The sequence below is a fragment of the Streptomyces sp. MspMP-M5 genome (assembly GCF_000373585.1).
Classification (GTDB): domain Bacteria; phylum Actinomycetota; class Actinomycetes; order Streptomycetales; family Streptomycetaceae; genus Streptomyces.
Genome location: NZ_KB891908.1, coordinates 1 through 16,941 on the forward strand (window position 1 = coordinate 1; position 16,941 = coordinate 16,941).

The window sequence follows — 16,941 nt, forward strand, 5'->3', positions numbered from 1 at the left end:
GCGCTGCTGATCGACATGTCCTCGATCACCCCGCAGACCTCCATCGACCTGGCCCAGAACGCCGCCGAAAAGGGCATCCGGGTCCTGGACGCACCGGTCTCCGGCGGCGAGGCCGGCGCCGTCGAAGCCGTCCTGTCCATCATGGTCGGCGGCCACCAGGACGACTTCGACGCCGCCCAGCCGATCCTCCAGACACTGGGCAAGACCATCGTGCTGTGCGGACCGCACGGCTCCGGCCAGACCGTCAAGGCCGCCAACCAGCTCATCGTCGCCGTCAACATCCAAGCCTGCGCCGAGGCCGTGGTCTTCCTGGAGAAGTCCGGCGTCGACCTGCCCGCCGCCCTCGACGTCCTCAACGGCGGCCTGGCCGGCTCCACCGTCCTGACCCGCAAGAGGGCCAACTTCCTCAACCGCGACTTCAAGCCCGGCTTCCGCATCGACCTGCACCACAAGGACATGGGCATCGCCACCGACGCCGCCCGCACCGTCGGCGCCGCCCTGCCCCTCGGCTCCGTCGTCGCCACCCTCGTCGCCTCCCTGCGCGCCCAGGGCGACGGCGGCCTCGACCACTCCGCCCTCCTCCGCGGCGTCGAACGCCTCTCCGGATACGACCTCAAGGACTGAGACCCGGATCATGGGGGCACGTCGGATTCCCGCCGTACAGGCGGCCGTTGAGATCATGAAGGACGAGGGCGCCGACACCGTCTTCGGCTGCCCCGGTGCCGCGCTGCTGCCGCTGTACGCGGCGATGGAGCGGACCGGCGGCATCGCCCATCTGTCCGCGGGCCACGCCGAGGGCGCCGCACACATGGCCGACGGCTGGGCCCGGACGACCGGGCGGGCCGGCGTGGCCGCGGTGGCGGGCGGACCCGGGGCGGTCCGGCTGCTGAGCGGCCTGTACGCGGCGCAGCAGGACGCCGTCCCGCTGGTGTGCCTCACCGGCCGGGAGGCGTCCGTGCCGCCCGCCCCCGCCGTACCGCTGCGGCACGCGGGCCACCGTCCGCCGGATCTGGTCCGGCTGGCCGGTGCGGTCACCAAGCGTGCCGAGCGGATCGAGGACCCCGCGCGCATCCCGGGCGCCTTCCGTGAGGCGTTCCGGATCGCGCGGGAGGGCCGGCCCGGGCCCGTACTGATCGACGTTCCGGCCGACCTGGCCGCGGCGGAGATCGAGTACGGCCCACGGCCGGTCGCCCCCTCCGCTCCCGGCGCCGGACCGCCTCTGGTGGACGGCGACCGGTCCCCGGCGCCGGGAGCGGTGGTACCCCTGGCCGGGCCCGCGGAGCGGGTGACCTCCGGGGTCCGCCGGGCCCTGGCTGAGCTGGCCGAGGTCTTCGCCGCGCGGTCGCCGGCCGGCACCTATGTCGTCAGCGGACTGCCGGAGGTGTGCGCCGTCGGCGCCGGCCCGCGGCGCCGCCACCGGGTGCCGCGCCGGAACGGCCCGCCGGGCTGGGAGGTGCCGACCGCGATCGGGGTCCGGACGGCACTGGACTCCCGGGGCGAGCGGGCGGCGGAGGTCGTGGTGGTCGTCGACGGCCGCGGATTCCCGCTGACCGCCGGGGAGTTGGCCGCGGCGGCACAGTACGAAGTGCCGTTCGTGGTGGTGCTGCTCGGCGGCCCCGAGGACGCCGACCCGTTCACGGACCCGGTGAAGCTCGCCGAGGCGTACGGCTGCACGGGCCGCGATGTGCTCGATCCGGCGGAGCTGCGTTCGGCGGTCGAGTGGGCCCGCAAGGAGGCCGTCTCCACCCGGCGGCCGGTCCTGGTGGAGGTCCGCACCGAGCGCGCGGCGGACGCCTGCGACGGGGCGCCGGCGGGCCTCGCGCGGGGCCGTGCGTACGGGACCTGAAACCCCGCCGCGCAGGGGCTTCCCGGGCCCGTGAAACCAAGCTTCCGGGCGGTGGTCGCGCTGACACCTGTCCTGTCGCGCCCAGGCGCGGCCGCCGCCCGGAATACCCACCCGGGTTTTGTTTCAACAAACTGTTGACGTTTGGTCGGAGCGCTTTCTACGCTCCGAAACGCGGAAGCCAACTTCCGCGCTCTCGTACGGAAGGTCACCATGTCGAAGCCCACGCTGACGGCGCGTAGTCTCACTACGGAGGCTGGCGCCCCGATCGCCGACAACCAGAACTCCGCCACCGCCGGCGTCGGCGGCCCGATCATCCTCCAGGACCAGCACCTGCTGGAGAAGCTCGCGCGCTTCAACCGCGAGCGCATCCCGGAGCGAGTCGTGCACGCCCGTGGCTCCGGCGCGTACGGCTACTTCGAGGTGACCGACGACGTCACCGGCTTCACCCGGGCCGACTTCCTCAACACCGTCGGCAAGCGGACCGAGCTGTTCATCCGCTTCTCGACCGTGGCCGACAGCCTGGGCGGCGCGGACGCCGTGCGGGACCCACGCGGTTTCGCGGTGAAGTTCTACACCGCGGAGGGCAACTACGACCTCGTCGGCAACAACACCCCGGTGTTCTTCATCAAGGACCCGCTCAAGTTCCCCGACTTCATCCACTCGCAGAAGCGCGACCCGTTCACCGGCAAGCAGGAGCCGGACAACGTCTGGGACTTCTGGGCACACGCCCCCGAGGCCACCCACCAGGTCACCTGGCTCATGGGCGACCGCGGCATCCCCGCCTCCTACCGCCACATGAACGGCTACGGCTCCCACACCTACCAGTGGACCAATGCCGAGGGCGAGTCCTTCTTCGTCAAGTACCACTTCAAGACGAACCAGGGCGTCCGCAGCCTCTCCGCCGACCAGGCCCAGGAGCTGGTGGGCAAGGACGCCAACAGCCACCAGACCGACCTGCTGCAGTCCATCGAGCGCGGTGTGTACCCCTCCTGGACGCTGTATGTGCAGGTCATGCCGGCGGCCGAGGCGGCCGGCTACCGCTTCAACCCGTTCGACCTCACCAAGGTGTGGCCGCACGCGGACTACCCGCTCCAGCGGGTCGGCCGGATGGTCCTGGACCGCAACCCCGACAACGTCTTCGCCGAGGTCGAGCAGGCCGCGTTCTCGCCGAACAACTTCGTGCCAGGCATCGGCCCGTCCCCGGACAAGATGCTGCAGGGCCGGCTGTTCGCCTACGCCGACGCGCACCGCTACCGCCTGGGCGTCAACCACACCCAGCTCGCGGTCAACGCCCCCAAGGCGACCGAGGCCAACAACTACGGCCGGGACGGCTTCATGGCGACCAACGCCCAGGACCGCCGCGCCAAGAACTACGAGCCGAACTCCTACGACGGCCCGGTCCAGACCGACCAGCCGCTCTCCGCGCCGCTGGCCGTCTCCGGCTACGTCGGCACCCACGCGGCCCCCACCCACACCAAGGACGACGACTTCTTCCAGGCCGGTGAGCTGTACCGCCTGATGTCCGAGGACGAGAAGCAGCGCCTGGTGGAGAACATCGCCGGCGGCCTCTCCCAGGTCGGCCGGGACGACGTGATCGAGAAGAACCTCGCGCACTTCCACGCCGCCGACCAGGACTACGGCAAGCGCGTCGAGGCGCGCGTCCGTGAGCTGCGCGAGGACTGACGGGAGGTCGGCATCCTTGCGCTCCCGTACCGGCCGGCCCGTTGAGGGGTGGTCGGCCGGTACGGGGAGGCAGCGCGGAGCTCCGCGGAACGCGGGGAGATTCCAGTGCGGTGGCAGGCCCGCCCGTCAAGGAGGGCGGGCCGCCTCCCCCGCCGCGGAGCCCGCCTGCTGCCCTCCACCCCTCTCCTGCTGCTCCGTCCGGCGGTGTGACGTCCCGTCGCGCCCATCTCTCGCACCGTCGGACGGGATCACTCACCGGGCCCGGTACGCGTACGGTCACGCGCGCCGGGCCCTGTGCCGTGCCCGCGCTCCCCTGTGCCCCCTTGCAACCGGCGGCTCTCGGCGCATTCCCGCCCCGGACGGGCGCGTTTGGAGGGACCATGGACGCCCAGCAGAGCCGACCGACCGCCTGCCCGACCTGCCCGGAGCCGACCATGGCCGACAGCGTGCCGGTGCGGTGCCCTACGTGCCGCCGCGAGAACGCCTTCACCCCGCCGACCTTCCCCTGCGCCTGTGGTGCCCCGCTGACCCTGCCGGTGCTGCGCGGCGGGGTGCCGGTCGAGATACTGCACCGCACCTGGGAGGCGTCCTGGGTGGAGGTCCGGTGCGAGGTGTGCGGACGGCAGGACGCCTGGCCGGCGCCGGAGAGCGGCTGCGCCTGCGGCACCGTCGTCCGGGTGCCGGTCGACCCGCCGCCCGTGGTGCCGGCCGCGCCCGGACCGCCCACCGGGCCGCTGCCCTCCCCCGCCGCGCGTCCGGGGTCCGGGCCGGACGCCCAACCACCGCCGCAGCGGCCGGTGTTCCGCCCGGTGACGATCCGGACCGCGCGGGACTGCGTCACCGCGGCCGCGCAGTACCTGAAGTGGCTGGGCTTCGCCGACGTGGCCCGGTGCCAGGAGCGGACCGCCGCCGGCGTGGACCTGCGCGGCACCGGCGTGGTCGCCCAGGTCGATCCGACGACCCGGGCCACCACCCTCCGCGACGTCGAGTGCCTCTGGCTCAACGGCCTGGCCGATTCCGCGGTCGCGGTCTTCTTCTCGCTGGCCGGCTACGCCCGCGACGCCCGGTCGCGCGCCGACGACCTGCACGTCCCGCTGTTCGTCATGGACCTCACCGGCACCCCGCAGCCGGTCAACGACGCGGCCGACGAGCTGATCGGCCCGGGCGACCGGCCGTCCGGCTGAGCCCGCGGCCCGGCCGACCGGCCCCGGCACCGGAAACCGGTTCGCCCGGGGCGCCCCGAGCGGCGAGACTGGCCCCATGCTGATCCGCGTCCCGGACCCCGCCGAGCTACCCGCCCTGCGCTCACTGGAGCGCACCGCCGGAGAACCGTTCCGGGCACTCGGCATGGCGCCGATCGCGGACGACGAGCCGCCGCCGCTGGCACTTCTGACGGAGTATCAGCAGGCTGGCCGGGCCCTCGCCGCCTACGACACCGGGCGCCCCGGCGAGCCGCCCCGCGGCTACCTCCTGTGGGACCCGGTCGACGGCTGCGCCCACATCGAGCAGGTCTCGGTCCACCCGGAGCGGGCCCGCCGCGGCATCGGCCGGGCCCTGATCGACCACGCGGAGCAGGAGAGCGGGCTGCCGGCGCTGACCCTGACCACCTTCGCCGACGTGCCGTGGAACGCCCCGTACTACGCCCGGCTCGGCTTCCGCCGACTGACCGCCGACGCGCTGACACCGGGACTGCGGGCGATCCGCGCACACGAGGCGGAGCTGGGACTGGACCGCTGGCCCCGGGTCTGCATGCGCCGGGAAGCGGGAGCGCTCGGCTGAAGCACCTGGGCACGACGTGATCCGGCTGCCGGACACCGATGTGACGCCGCATCAGTTCAGGCACACTCCGGCCTGTCGGCGCCACCCGCCATAATGTCCCGATGATCGATGCGAACGCCCTCCGTGCCGCCTGCCTGGGGTTCAACGGCGCGACCGAGGAGAATCCGTTTCCCCGGCACCCGGAAGTCTCGACGTTCAAGGTGGGCGGCAAGATCTTCGCGCTGACGTCGCTGGACGCCACACCGCTGACGGTCAGCCTCAAGTGCGACCCGGAAGTCGCCCAGCGGCTGCGCGCGGAACATCCCGAGGTGGTGCCCGGCTACCACCTCAACAAGCGGCACTGGAACACCGTTTCACTGACCGGCGGCCTGCCCGACCGGCTGGTCCGGGAGATGGTCGAAGACTCCTACGACCTGGTCGTCGCCTCGCTCCCGCGCGCCCAGCGGCTCCTCCTGGACTGGCCCGGCGAGCGCCGGTGACCGCCGCCGGTCCCGGGAACGGCGGACGCCCCGCAGCCGGACCTCCCACCGGGGCCGGCCCTCCGCGGCCGGCCAGGAGCGGCTGCGGGGCGTCGTGCCGGGCCGGCGATCAGCCTTGCGGCGGCAGGACGGCGCGGATGCCGCCCTGTGCGGTGGCCGGCGCGACGGTGTCGTAACCGCCGTTCACCGCGCCGTTGCCGGCGTACTCGGCGGTGTAGCCACCGCGCAGCACCTCGGCACCGGAGCTCGGCCGCTCGGCGTCACAGGACGCGCGGCCGGCGATGTCCGTCCGGGCCACGCACAGCACCTTGCCGGTGGTGTCCTTGAAGGTGACGGTGGCGTTCCAGATGGCGTCCTGCGGACCGGCGGCGCGGGCCCGCACCAGGGTGGCGTGCAGCCCGACGACCTTCAGCGGCCTGGTGGACAGCGTGGCCTTGCCGGCGGTCAGCCGGGTCGCCATCTCGGGTACCGTGGCGGCCGGTTCGCACAGGCCCCGGTTCCAGTCGAAGAGACCGCCGGGGGTGCAGGTCGCGTGCCCGTCCTCGGTCGCGACGCGGTGGGTGACCGGGTCGCAGCGGTAGAAGCGCGCGGCGCTGTCGGCGTCCACCACGGTCGGCGCCACGGTCGCCGCGTCCTCGCCGCTCGCACAGCCGGCGGTGAGCACCTCGCGGGTGGGACCGTCGGGAGTGCCGGGCTGGACGACATCGGCGTAGGCGGGGGCGGCGAAGCTCCCCAGGGCGGCGGCCACGGCGGCGGCAGTGGTCGCCCAACGTGCGATACGGGTCATGAATGTCCCCTCTTGGCGGGAATCCCACGGGATCTCCGGCCTGGTTAACGGCCTTACGGTTCGGCCTGGTTGACGGCCTTTCATCCGCTCCCGACGACGGGGAACGGGCCAGTTCAGGACCCTATCGGCCGGGCGGGCGGGGACCGACGGCGACCCGGGCGGGGGCGGGGCGCGGAGGCCGGGCGCCACCCCGGGCCTGCCTGCCCGGGGGCGCTCCCCGACTCCCCTCCCCTACTCCCGCCCGCCCCGCCGGAACGCATCAGCCCGTCACACCGCCCCCAGACTGTCCTCGCGGGCCGGTGCGGCGGGTTTCCCCGGCCGCTCCGCCGGGGTCTCCGACCGGGTCTCCGCCGCCCCCGGTGCCGGCGTCCCCCACTTCGCCGCGCACCGCTCGCGGAGCTCGATCTTGCGGACCTTGCCGCTGACGGTCATGGGGAAGGCGTCGGTGATCTCCAGATAGCGCGGCACCTTGTAGTGCGCGAGCCGGGAGCGGCAGAAGCGGGCCAGCTCGTCGCGGGTCAGGGTGTCGGCGGGATCGCGGAGGATCACACAGGCGGCGATCTCCTCGCCGTACTTGGCGTCCGGGACCCCGACGACCTGCACATCGGCGATCTTGGGATGGGAGTAGAGGAACTCCTCGATCTCCCGCGGGTAGACGTTCTCCCCGCCCCTGATGATCATGTCCTTGATGCGGCCGACGATCCGGACGTAACCGTCGTCGTTCATCACCGCCAGGTCGCCGGTGTGCATCCAGCGGGCCGGGTCGACGACCTCGGCGGTGCGCTCCGGGTCCTCCCAGTAGCCGAGCATCACGCTGTAGCCGCGGGTGCACAGCTCGCCGGGGGTGCCGCGGGGCACGGTCACCCCGCTCGACGGGTCCACGACCTTGACCTCGATGTGCGGCAGCACCCGGCCGACGGTCGAGGTGCGGTGCTCCAGGTCGTCGTCCCGCCGGGTCTGGGTGGAGACCGGCGAGGTCTCGGTCATGCCGTAGCAGATGGCGACCTCGGCCATGTGCATCTCGGACATCACCCGCTTCATCACCTCCTCCGGGCACGGCGAGCCGGCCATGATGCCGGTGCGCAGCGAGGAGAGGTCGTAGTCGGCGAAGTCCGGGAGGTTCAGCTCGGCGATGAACATGGTGGGCACGCCGTAGAGCGAGGTGCAGCGCTCGTCCTGGACGGCCCGGAGGGTGGCGGCCGGCTCGAAGGCGGGCCCCGGGACGACGATGCAGGCGCCGTGCGAGGTGATGCCGAGGTTGCCCATCACCATGCCGAAGCAGTGGTAGAAGGGCACCGGCAGGCACACCCGGTCGTGCTCGGTGTAGCCGAGGGTCTCGGCGACCCAGTAGCCGTTGTTGAGGATGTTGTGGTGCGAGAGGGTGGCTCCCTTGGGGAAGCCGGTGGTGCCCGAGGTGTACTGGATGTTGACCGGGTCGTCGGCGGTCAGGGCCTTCTCGCACTCGGCGAGCCGGGTGTGCGGCACGGCGGCGCCGGCGGCCAGCAGCCCGCCCCAGGTCGGGTCGCCGACGTAGACCACGTCGCGCAGCGCCGGGCAGTCGGCCCGCACCTGCTCGATCATCCGCCGGTAGTCGCTGGTCCTGTGGGCGACGGCGGAGACCAGCACGGTCACCCCGGCCTGCTTCAGTACGTACGCCAGCTCGTGGACCCGGTAGGCGGGGTTGATGTTGACGAGGATCGCGCCGATCCGGGCGGTGGCGTACTGGACGAGGACCCACTCGGCGCAGTTCGGCGCCCAGATGCCGACCCGGTCGCCCTTGCGGACGCCCTTGGCGAGCAGCCCGAGCGCCACCTCCTCGACGGCGCGGCCCAGTTCGGCGTAGCTCCAGCGGCGGCCGCCGGCCACCTCGACGAGGGCTTCCCGGTCGCCGAAGCGGGCGATGGTGCGGGCCAGGTCGGCGCCGATGGTGCGGCCGAGCAGCGGCCGGTCCGCCGCCCCGCTCGCATACGACAGCTCGGTGTGCGACTGACTGGTCAACGGTGGTTCTCCTCCCCGTACACGGCCTTCGGCAGATCGGCGAACTCCGGCCGCCGGACGGGCTCACCGCGGGCCGGCAGGGCCCCGGTCCCCCGCACTCGAAGAGGCGGCAGCCCCACTCCACCCTCCGGGGGCGCCACCCCCGGTACGTACACCAACGCGTCCATCAACTGCTCCCAAGTGCCGGTCTTCGGCCATCGCTGCCATACATCCGCAAGATTGCCCGCCGGAGCGGCCAAGCCATGCCAGGAACACCCCGTTCGTGCCCTGCCCAGCATGGCGTCCGGCGGGGTCCGAGGCGATGGCCGACACGACGACCGCCGCGACGGCCGACCCGACCTACGCGCCCGCGGCAGCACTCGTCGATACCGTCAGCGCACCGGACCACCCGCAGGATCTCATCCGGAATGGTGACTCCGGACGCCAACCGGTGGAGAACACCGGGTAGTTACCCGTGGTGTGCGGGTGCCGTCCCGGGAGCCCGTCGGGGGAACATGCCGTGGGAACCCGTCGTGGGATGCGGGACGTGCTCCGGAGTTCGACGCACCCTCAACCAGCCTGCGGCCGACTGATCTTGACGTGGTGGCGCCGAGGACGTTGCCTGCGGTGCACCCGCCACCACGCCGGTCGGGAGCCCCGCGCCCCCGGTCGCACCGCCGAACTCCACACCGCCGACTCGGTGTTCCCTCTCCACTCCGGCCAGGCCCCGATACGGGGTCGGGCGGGGGCGGCCGGAGCGGAGACCGGCTCGGTCGCTCAGCTCCGGGTGCCGTCCCCGCCGCCGGAGGTCGCCTTGACGGGGGCGGGGCCCGGTGTGCTGTGGCGGGTGAACGCCCACAGCAGGAGCCCGAGGCAGCTGAACGTGGCGCCCAGGGCGCAGACGGCGCCCCAGCCGGCCACCGTGTAGAGGGAGGTCGCGGCGATGGCGCCGGTGGCGCTGCCGATCGAGTAGAAGACCATGTAGCCGCCGATCAGCCGGCTGCCCGCGTCCGGGTGCAGCGCGTAGATCAGGGTCTGGTTGGTGACGTGCACCGCCTGCACGGCGAGGTCGAGCAGGATCACCCCGACGAACAGGGCCCACAGCGAGCTGCGGGTGTAGGCCAGGGGCAGCCATGAGACGGCGAGCAGGGCCAGGGCGATGCCGGTGGTCCGCCGGGAGAGTCCGCGGTCGTTCAGGCGGCCCGCCACGGTCGCGGCCAGGGCGCCGGCGACACCGATCAGCCCCAGCGCCCCGATCGCGCTGTGGGAGAGGAGGTACGGGGCCTCGCTGAGCGGCAGTGCGATGCTGCTCCACAGGGTGCTGAAGGCGGCGAAGACCAGCAGGCAGAACAGGGCCCGGAGCCGCAGCAGCCGTTCCCGCGCGAACAGGGTGAGCGTGGAGCGCAGGAGCTGCCCGTAGCGCAGGGCCGTCGGCGGGGCCGCGCTGTGCCGCGGCAGCACGCGGTACAGGACCAGGGCGAGCAGAGCGGTGAGCGACGCCGAGGCGAGGTAGACGGAGCGCCAGCCCGCGAGATCGGCGATGAGGCCGGACGCGGTGCGGGCGAGCAGGATGCCGATGACCACGCCGCTGGTGACCAGGCCGACGACCCGTCCGCGCCCGGCGGGCGGCGCCAGGGACGCCGCGAAGGCCACCAGCGTCTGGGTGACGACCGCGAGAAGCCCCGTCGCGGCCATGCCGGCGAGCAGCATCGCCGCCGTACGGGCGGCGGCCACCACGACCAACGCCGCGACCAGGAGCAGCAGTTGGGCCACGATGAGCCGTCTGCGGTCGGCCACATCGCCCAGCGGCACCAGGAAGAACAGCCCGAGCCCGTATCCGACGTGCGTGAGGGTGACCACGCTGCCGACCAGCGCCGGGCTCATGGCCAGGTCGTGGCCCATGGTCACCAGGAGCGGCTGGGAGAAGTAGACGTTGGCCACCGCCGCCCCGCAGGCGACGGCGAAGAGCAGGACGACACCGCGGGACAGGGCGAACGCGGGCCCCTCCCCGCCTCGAGCTTCGGTCCGTCGCGTCACGGCCGCACGGTTGCCGGGCATCAGCATTCCCCCTCGTTCAAGGTTTCCCGAATCCGAAATCCGGTCCATCCGGTTTCATCTTGCTACCAGCGCGACAGTAGCCCTCCCTGGTAGCATGTTGCAACCATCCTGAGAGTGAGGGACGCCATGGTGACCAGAACCCGCTTCGACGACAGCGAATGTCCCGTCGCCCGGTCCGTGGACGCGATCGGCGACTGGTGGTCCCTGCTGATCGTGCGGGACGCCTTCGACGGCAGCCGACGCTTCGGGGAGTTCCAGCGCAGCCTCGGCGTGGCGAAGAACATCCTCACCGCGCGGCTGCGCACCCTCGTCGCCGGCGGCGTCCTGGAATCCGTCCCGGCCTCGGACGGCAGCGCCTACCGCGAGTACGTACTGACCCCGAAGGGCAGGGCGCTCTTCCCGGTCATCGTGGCGCTGCGGCAGTGGGGCGAACAGCACTTCTTCGCCCCCGGTGAACCGCACTCGGAGTTGGTCGACCGCCGCCGGGGACATCCCCTCCGCGCCCTGGAGGTGCTGTCCGCCGACGGGCGGCGACTGGACCCCGACGACACCACCGTCCACAAGGTCCCCGCCCCCTGACCCGGACCGGCGCACCGCCGCCCGACCGGGCAGGGGACTGACCTGACGCTACGTCACACCCGTGCCGGAGTCAGTCCCTGCACCGGCCCTGCCCCTCCGTCCAGTTGACGCCGCTCAGTAGACGCCGCTCAGTTGACGCCGCTCAGTTGACGCCGCGGTCCAGGCCGGACCAGTACGGCTGGCGGAGCTTGAACTTCTGGATCTTGCCGGTGGCCGTGCGCGGAATGGCGTCGCGGAACTCGACCGAGGTGGGGGCCTTGTAGCCGGCCAGGTGCCGCTTGCAGTGGGCGATGATGTCGGACTCCTGGGCCGTTGCGCCCTCGGCGAGGACGACCAGGGCCTTGATGGTCTCGCCCCACTTCTCGTGGGGGACGCCGATGACGGCGACCTCGGCGACGGCCGGGTGGCTGAAGATGGTGTCCTCGACCTCGATGGAGGAGACGTTCTCGCCGCCGGTGATGATGACGTCCTTCTTGCGGTCGGAGATCGTCAGGTGGCCGTCGTTCTCGTCCAGGGTGCCGCCGTCGCCGGTGTGGAACCAGCCGTCTTCCAGGGCCTGTGCCGTCTCCTCCGGCTTCTCCCAGTAGCCGTCGAGGACCGTGTTCGAGCGGGCCAGGACCTCGCCGGCCGCCGAGATCCTGAGTTTGACGCCGAGTGCGGGGACGCCCGCGCGGGAGAGCCGGCGGGCCCGCTCCTCGGCGGGGAGGTCCACGTCGGCGGGGCGGGTGCGGTTGAAGGTGAGGAAGGGGGAGGTCTCGGTCAGGCCGTAGAGCTGGGTGAACTCCCAGCCCAGTTCCTCCTCGACGCGCTGGATGGTCCTGGTGGGGGGCGGGGCGCCGGCGCAGATGACGCGGACGCGGTCGCGGCCCGGGATCTCGCCCTGCCAGGTCGTCGCGGCGTCCAGCACCATGTTCCAGACGGCGGGGGCGCCGCACATGAGGGTGACGCCGTGTTCGTCGACGCGCCGGAGGATCTCGGCGCCGTCGACCTTGCGCAGCACCACCTGCTTCACGCCCAGGCCCGCCATCACATACGGCATGCCCCAGCCGTTGCAGTGGAACATCGGGAGGGTGTGCAGGTAGACGTCGCGCTCCCAGACCCGGGTGTGCAGGCCGAAGGTCATGCCGTTGACCCAGATGTTGCGATGGGTGAGCTGGACGCCCTTGGGGCGGGCGGTGGTGCCCGAGGTGTAGTTGATCGTGGCGGTGGCGTCCTCGTCGGGGTGGGACCACGGGCGGGGGTCGACGCCGAACCGCATCAGGCCGGTCTCGGTCTCGTCACCGAGGACGAAGCGGTGGCGGACCTTGATGTCACAGAGCGCGTCGTCCAGTTCGGGGTCGACGAGGAGGACGGCGGCGCCGCTCTGCTCCACGAGGTAGGCGACCTCTTCGGGCTTGAGGCGGAAGTTGATCGGGACGCAGATGCGGCCGCTCATCGGGACCGCGAACAGCAGCTCCAGGAGGCGTGCGGAGTTGTGGGCGGCCACTGCCACCCGTTCACCCTCGCCGACTCCGAGGGCGTCCAGGCCCGCCTGCCAGGCACGGACGCGTTCGGCGAACCGGCCGTAGGTCGTCTCGGGCACCGGCCGGGCGGGTTGCCGCGGCTCGTCGACGACGCCGGGGCTGTCGCGGAACCCCAACTCGGCCCGGTCGAGGAAGTCGGCAATCGTCATCGGTGTCCGCATGCGTTCTCTCCTGTGCTGGTCGGACGGGGAGGGGGCCCGGGCGTCGCGGCCGCCCCCTGGTCAATTCCCTTGCCGCGCCGGCGGCGGCGTCGACATCATCTCCCCATGATCGATGCCACCGCGCTCGCCGAGAAGCCGGTCCTCGAAGGCGACCGGATCCGGCTGGTGCCGCTGTCCGAGCGGCACGCGGACGCCTTCCACGCCACCTTCCAGGACCCCGAGACCAGGCGCCTGACCGGCACCCACCACGACTGGACGCGGGCCGAGATCGGGGCCTGGGTCGCGCAGTGCGCGGAGCGCACCGACCGGCTGGATCTGGCCATCGAGGACCGGGAGACCGGCGCCTATCTCGGCGAACTGGCGCTGAGCAGCATCGACCGGGACAACGCCCACGGCTCCTTCCGGATCGCGCTGGTCCCCGCCGCCACCGGCCGCGGCCTGGGCCCGGAGGCGATCCGGCTGCTGCTCGGCCACGCCTTCGACCGGGTCGGCCTGCACCGCGTCCAGCTGGAGGTCTACTCCTACAACGAGCGGGCCCGGCGCGCCTACGAGGCGTGCGGCTTCGCCCTGGAGGGCCGGATGCGCGAGGCGCTGTACTGGGACGGAGCCTGGCACGACGTACTGCTGATGGCGGCGCTGCGGCCGTCGGGCCCGGCCCGCACGGCTCAGTAGCCGCGGCCGGCCACGGGAAGCAGGCCGCCGGCAGCGCCCTCGGCCCGTTCCGTCATTGCGGGGTGCGCGGTGCGTCGCGCCGCTCGCGGGCTACGCATGCGTCGTAGGCGGCGCGGGCCGTCGCGATTTCGTCTTGGTGTTCCTCGGTCCAGGTGACGAGGGACTGGATGGTGTCGTGCAAGGTCGCGCCCAGTGGCGTGAGTTCGTAGTCCACCCGCGGCGGGACGACCGGGTGGACGGTGCGGCGGACCAGGCCGTCGCGCTCCAGCTGGCGGAGGGTGACGGTCAGCATCCGCTGGCTGATGCCGTCGACCTCCCGGCGGAGTTCGGTGAAGCGCAGCACCCGCCGGTCGAGCAGGGCGATGACCAGCAGCGACCACTTGTCGGCCACCCGGTCGAGGATCTGCCGGACCTCGCAGCCCTCCCGGACGTCCCACTGGCGGGCGTCGTAGTCGCAGTCGGCGTCGGCCGCGCCGCCGTCGGTGCCGCCGGCGGGGGCGGTGGCCCTTTTCCCGTGCATGGTTCCTCCGGAGTGACCGGGTGACTTCACAGTGCCTTCTTCCATGATCCTCCACGGTGCCGCACGATGCGGTCAGTAACAAGAGGTAACCGTCGTGGTCATGTGAGGTCTTGTGAGGAGCACCGCTATGTCCCGGTCCCCGGCAGCGTCCTGGCCGCTGCTGCTCGTCCTGTGTGGGGCGATCTTCCTGGAGGGCATCGACATCGGGATGCTGAATGTCGCACTGCCGCCGATCCGCGCCGAACTGGGCTTGTCCACGGGCGAGTTGACGTGGGTGATGAGTGCGTATGTGCTGGGCTACGGCGGGTTCATGCTGCTGGGCGGGCGGGCCGCTGACCTGTTCGGACGGCGCCGGATGTTCCTGGTGCCGCTCGCGGTGTTCGTGGTGTTCTCGGGGCTGGGCGGACTGGCGACCGAGGGGTGGGCGCTGATCGGGGCGCGCTTCGTGACCGGGGTGTGCGCGGCGTTCATGGCCCCCGCCGGGCTGTCGATCATCACCACGAGCTTCCCGGCCGGGCCGCACCGCGACCGGGCGCTGCTGATCTACTCCGGGACCTCCGGCGGCGGGTTCTCCGCCGGGCTGATCGCGGGCGGGCTGCTGACCGCGGTCGACTGGCGCTGGGTGTTCTTCGCCCCGATGGTGCCGGCGCTGCTGGTGCTGGTCGCCGGGTGCCGCCTGGTGCCGCGGGACGCGGTGCGCGGCGGCGCCCGGCCGTCGGTCGACACGGCCGGTGCGCTGACCGTGACCGGCGCCGCGCTGCTGCTCGTCCTGGCCGTCGAACAGGCCGCGCACGCACCCGTGTTGCGCACCGCGGCGGTGCTGGCCGCGGGGGCGGCGCTGCTGGCCGCGTTCGTGGTGATCGAGCGGCGGTCCGCGGCGCCGCTGGTCCGGCTGGGCCTGCTGCGCTCCTGGCCGCTGGTGCGGGCGAACGTGACGGGGCTGCTCTTCACCGCGGGGTTCTTCGGCTTCCAGTTCGTCGCGGTGCTCTACTTCCAGGAGCTGCGCGGCTGGTCGGCCGAGCGGACCAGTTACGCGATGCTGGCGATGGGCGCCGACGCGGTGCTGGCGCCGGTGCTCACCCCGCGGCTGGTGCGGCGGTTCGGGCACGCCCGGGTGATCGTCGCCGGCCTGCTGTGCGCCGGGCTGGGCTATGCGCTGTTCCTGCCGGTGGGCGCGGACTGGCCGTTCCTGGCGATGTTCCCCAGCATGCTGCTGGTCGGCGTCGCGTTCGCGCTGGTCTACGGCCCGCTGACGATCGTGGCGACGGACGGGGTCGCGGCCGCCGAACAGGGCCTGGCCGGCGGCCTGTTGTACACCTCGTTCCAGTTCGGCGCGGCCTTCGGGCTGTCGGCGGTGACCGCGGTGACGGTCGCGGCCACCGGTGCCGGCGGCAGCCCGGGCGCGGTGCTCGCCGGCTATCACGCGGGGCTGGCCGTGCCCGCCGGGCTGGCGCTGGCGGCCCTGCTGGTCGGCGCGGCCGGGCTGGTGCGGCGGCGCGACCGCCCGGGGCCGCCGGACGGGATGGGCGGGCCGGGCCTCGGCCCGGACGCGTGCCGGCACGGGCGCGACCCCCACACTGTCGCGCCCGTGCCGTGAGCGGGCGACGGCACTCCCACGGGTCATCGACCCCCGTGGTGCACCGCATACTTGACGCTACGTCAGGCCACCTCGCCGATCCGCCCCACCGGCCGGGAGGTCTCCCGGTGGATGGGGGTGTGCGCGCCGGTCAGCGGGGCGCCGGTGCCGCCGCGGCGGTTGGCGACGATCTCGGCGGCGATGGAGAGCGCGGTCTCCTCGGGGGTGCGGGCGCCCAGGTCCAGCCCTATGGGCGAGCGCAGCCGGTTCAGCTCCAGCTCGGTGACTCCGACGTCGCGCAGCCGCTGCTGGCGGTCGAGGTGGGTGCGGCGGGAGCCCATCGCACCGACGTAGGCGACCGGGAGCTTGAGCGCCCGCTCCAGCAGCGGGATGTCGAACTTGGCGTCGTGGGTGAGGACGCAGAGCACCGCGCGGGAGTCCAGCTGCTGGGAGTCGAGGTAGCGGTGCGGCCAGTCGACGACGATCTCGTCCGCGTCCGGGAAGCGGGTGCGGGTCGCGAAGACGGGGCGGGCGTCGCAGACCGTGACGTGGTAGCCCAGGAACTTGCCGACCCTGACCAGCGCGGACGCGAAGTCGATCGCCCCGAAGACGATCATGCGGGGGGCGGGGACGGAGGATTCCACGAGGAGGACGACAGGCTGCCCGCACTGCGAACCATCCGCGCCGATCTCCAGCGTCGTGGTCCGCCCGGCGTCCAGCAGGGCCCGGGTCTCCTCGACCGCGGTGCGGTCCAGGGCCGGGTGTCCGCCGAGGCTGCCGGTGTGGCTGCCGTCGGGGCGGACCAGGAGGGCGCGGCCGAGCAGTTCGGCCGGGCCGTCGATGATCCGCGCGACCGCCGCCGCCTCCCCCGAGACGGCGGCGGCCAGCGCGGTGGCGAGCGTCGCGGCGTTGCTGTCCACCACGTCCACCCCGTCCCCCGTGGCGCCGCCGTCGGCGGCGGGGGTGCTCGCCCGTATCGGAGTGATGAAGATGTCGATGATTCCGCCGCAGGTCAGGCCCACCGCGAAGGCATCCTCATCGCTGTATCCGAAGCGCTCCAGGACCGGGCGGCCGGTCTCCAGGGCCTCCTGGCACAGCTCGTAGACCGCCCCCTCCACGCACCCGCCGGAGACCGACCCGATCGCCGTGCCGTCGCTGTCCACGGCGAGTGCGGCGCCGGGCTGGCGGGGGGCGCTGCCGTTGGTGGCCACGACGGTGGCCACGGCGAAGGTGCGTCCCTGCTCCATCCACCGGTTCAGCTCGTCGGCGATGTCCAGCATGTCGGTCTCCTTACGGACGGG

At 72.9% G+C, this 16,941-nt stretch carries 17 protein-coding genes; 10 read left to right on the forward strand and 7 right to left on the reverse strand.

What is annotated here, in order from left to right; all coding sequences use genetic code 11:
• From B073_RS0126335 to B073_RS0126360, 6 genes are all read left to right on the forward strand, one after another.
• A partial coding sequence (locus B073_RS0126335; protein ID WP_018537761.1) for an NAD-binding protein occupies positions 1-624 on the forward strand: 624 nt, incomplete at its 5' end.
• A gap of 10 nt (positions 625-634) precedes the next feature.
• Positions 635-1,846, forward strand: coding sequence for a thiamine pyrophosphate-binding protein (locus B073_RS0126340; protein WP_078508194.1), 1,212 nt, complete (start codon positions 635-637; stop codon positions 1,844-1,846).
• 225 nt (positions 1,847-2,071) lie between these two features.
• Positions 2,072-3,529, forward strand: a complete 1,458-nt coding sequence (locus B073_RS0126345; protein WP_026247748.1) for a catalase — start codon at positions 2,072-2,074, stop codon at positions 3,527-3,529.
• Between the two features lie 434 nt (positions 3,530-3,963).
• Positions 3,964-4,713, forward strand: a complete 750-nt coding sequence (locus B073_RS0126350) for a hypothetical protein (RefSeq protein WP_018541087.1) — start codon at positions 3,964-3,966, stop codon at positions 4,711-4,713.
• Between the two features lie 76 nt (positions 4,714-4,789).
• Positions 4,790-5,308 (forward strand): GNAT family N-acetyltransferase, encoded by a 519-nt coding sequence (locus B073_RS0126355; RefSeq protein ID WP_018541088.1) that lies wholly within the window; start codon positions 4,790-4,792, stop codon positions 5,306-5,308.
• Between the two features lie 101 nt (positions 5,309-5,409).
• On the forward strand, positions 5,410-5,787 hold the full coding sequence (locus tag B073_RS0126360; protein ID WP_018541089.1) for an MmcQ/YjbR family DNA-binding protein: 378 nt from the start codon (positions 5,410-5,412) through the stop codon (positions 5,785-5,787).
• A gap of 109 nt (positions 5,788-5,896) precedes the next feature.
• On the opposite strand, the gene B073_RS0126365 is transcribed toward B073_RS0126360, so the two are convergent.
• The 3 genes from B073_RS0126365 to B073_RS46680 form a co-directional block, all read right to left on the reverse strand.
• Positions 5,897-6,574, reverse strand: a complete 678-nt coding sequence (locus B073_RS0126365) for a hypothetical protein (RefSeq protein WP_018541090.1) — start codon at positions 6,572-6,574, stop codon at positions 5,897-5,899.
• Positions 6,575-6,841: 267 nt separating this feature from the next.
• Entirely contained in the window at positions 6,842-8,572 is a 1,731-nt protein-coding gene (locus B073_RS0126370) for an AMP-binding protein (RefSeq protein ID WP_018541091.1), read from the reverse strand.
• Positions 8,569-8,739: a hypothetical protein gene (locus tag B073_RS46680; RefSeq protein ID WP_158690229.1), complete on the reverse strand. Its 171-nt coding sequence runs from the start codon at positions 8,737-8,739 to the stop codon at positions 8,569-8,571. The genes B073_RS0126370 and B073_RS46680 overlap by 4 nt, the downstream gene beginning before the upstream one ends.
• A gap of 134 nt (positions 8,740-8,873) precedes the next feature.
• On the opposite strand from B073_RS46680, the gene B073_RS46685 reads away from it, so the two are divergent.
• Entirely contained in the window at positions 8,874-9,020 is a 147-nt protein-coding gene (locus B073_RS46685; protein WP_018541093.1) for a hypothetical protein, read from the forward strand.
• Positions 9,021-9,328: 308 nt separating this feature from the next.
• Here the strand turns inward: B073_RS46685 and B073_RS0126385 are convergent, their stop codons facing one another.
• Positions 9,329-10,615, reverse strand: a complete 1,287-nt coding sequence (locus B073_RS0126385; protein ID WP_018541094.1) for an MFS transporter — start codon at positions 10,613-10,615, stop codon at positions 9,329-9,331.
• Between the two features lie 120 nt (positions 10,616-10,735).
• On the opposite strand from B073_RS0126385, the gene B073_RS0126390 reads away from it, so the two are divergent.
• Positions 10,736-11,188 (forward strand): winged helix-turn-helix transcriptional regulator, encoded by a 453-nt coding sequence (locus tag B073_RS0126390; protein WP_018541095.1) that lies wholly within the window; start codon positions 10,736-10,738, stop codon positions 11,186-11,188.
• Between the two features lie 142 nt (positions 11,189-11,330).
• On the opposite strand, the gene B073_RS0126395 is transcribed toward B073_RS0126390, so the two are convergent.
• Positions 11,331-12,872, reverse strand: a complete 1,542-nt coding sequence (locus B073_RS0126395) for an AMP-binding protein (RefSeq protein ID WP_018541096.1) — start codon at positions 12,870-12,872, stop codon at positions 11,331-11,333.
• A gap of 105 nt (positions 12,873-12,977) precedes the next feature.
• Between B073_RS0126395 and B073_RS0126400 the strand changes: the two genes are divergently transcribed.
• Entirely contained in the window at positions 12,978-13,544 is a 567-nt protein-coding gene (locus B073_RS0126400; protein WP_018541097.1) for a GNAT family N-acetyltransferase, read from the forward strand.
• A 52-nt stretch (positions 13,545-13,596) separates the two neighbouring features.
• Here B073_RS0126400 and B073_RS0126405 read toward each other — a convergent pair whose 3' ends face one another.
• Positions 13,597-14,109: a winged helix-turn-helix transcriptional regulator gene (locus tag B073_RS0126405; protein ID WP_037812838.1), complete on the reverse strand. Its 513-nt coding sequence runs from the start codon at positions 14,107-14,109 to the stop codon at positions 13,597-13,599.
• Between the two features lie 82 nt (positions 14,110-14,191).
• On the opposite strand from B073_RS0126405, the gene B073_RS0126410 reads away from it, so the two are divergent.
• Positions 14,192-15,661 carry an MFS transporter gene (locus tag B073_RS0126410; RefSeq protein WP_018541099.1) on the forward strand — a complete coding sequence of 490 codons (1,470 nt, stop codon included), beginning with the start codon at positions 14,192-14,194 and terminating at the stop codon, positions 15,659-15,661.
• A 62-nt stretch (positions 15,662-15,723) separates the two neighbouring features.
• On the opposite strand, the gene B073_RS0126415 is transcribed toward B073_RS0126410, so the two are convergent.
• Complete coding sequence (locus B073_RS0126415; RefSeq protein ID WP_018541100.1) at positions 15,724-16,920, reverse strand: XdhC family protein; 1,197 nt, start codon at positions 16,918-16,920, stop codon at positions 15,724-15,726.
• Between the last annotated feature and the right edge of the window lie 21 nt (positions 16,921-16,941).

What these genes read in the sequence shown, in the direction of transcription:
- B073_RS0126415 (WP_018541100.1), bottom strand. Translation starts at nt 16,920, where the DNA reads ATGCTGGACATCGCCGACGAGCTGAACCGGTGGATGGAGCAGGGACGC.
- B073_RS0126355 (WP_018541088.1), top strand. Translation starts at nt 4,790, where the DNA reads ATGCTGATCCGCGTCCCGGACCCCGCCGAGCTACCCGCCCTGCGCTCA.
- B073_RS0126400 (WP_018541097.1), top strand. Translation starts at nt 12,978, where the DNA reads ATGATCGATGCCACCGCGCTCGCCGAGAAGCCGGTCCTCGAAGGCGAC.
- B073_RS0126395 (WP_018541096.1), bottom strand. Translation starts at nt 12,872, where the DNA reads ATGCGGACACCGATGACGATTGCCGACTTCCTCGACCGGGCCGAGTTG.
- B073_RS0126340 (WP_078508194.1), top strand. Translation starts at nt 635, where the DNA reads ATGGGGGCACGTCGGATTCCCGCCGTACAGGCGGCCGTTGAGATCATG.
- B073_RS0126405 (WP_037812838.1), bottom strand. Translation starts at nt 14,109, where the DNA reads ATGGAAGAAGGCACTGTGAAGTCACCCGGTCACTCCGGAGGAACCATG.
- B073_RS46680 (WP_158690229.1), bottom strand. Translation starts at nt 8,739, where the DNA reads ATGGACGCGTTGGTGTACGTACCGGGGGTGGCGCCCCCGGAGGGTGGA.
- B073_RS0126360 (WP_018541089.1), top strand. Translation starts at nt 5,410, where the DNA reads ATGATCGATGCGAACGCCCTCCGTGCCGCCTGCCTGGGGTTCAACGGC.
- B073_RS0126390 (WP_018541095.1), top strand. Translation starts at nt 10,736, where the DNA reads ATGGTGACCAGAACCCGCTTCGACGACAGCGAATGTCCCGTCGCCCGG.
- B073_RS0126410 (WP_018541099.1), top strand. Translation starts at nt 14,192, where the DNA reads ATGTCCCGGTCCCCGGCAGCGTCCTGGCCGCTGCTGCTCGTCCTGTGT.
- B073_RS0126365 (WP_018541090.1), bottom strand. Translation starts at nt 6,574, where the DNA reads ATGACCCGTATCGCACGTTGGGCGACCACTGCCGCCGCCGTGGCCGCC.
- B073_RS0126350 (WP_018541087.1), top strand. Translation starts at nt 3,964, where the DNA reads ATGGCCGACAGCGTGCCGGTGCGGTGCCCTACGTGCCGCCGCGAGAAC.
- B073_RS0126385 (WP_018541094.1), bottom strand. Translation starts at nt 10,615, where the DNA reads ATGCTGATGCCCGGCAACCGTGCGGCCGTGACGCGACGGACCGAAGCT.
- B073_RS46685 (WP_018541093.1), top strand. Translation starts at nt 8,874, where the DNA reads ATGGCCGACACGACGACCGCCGCGACGGCCGACCCGACCTACGCGCCC.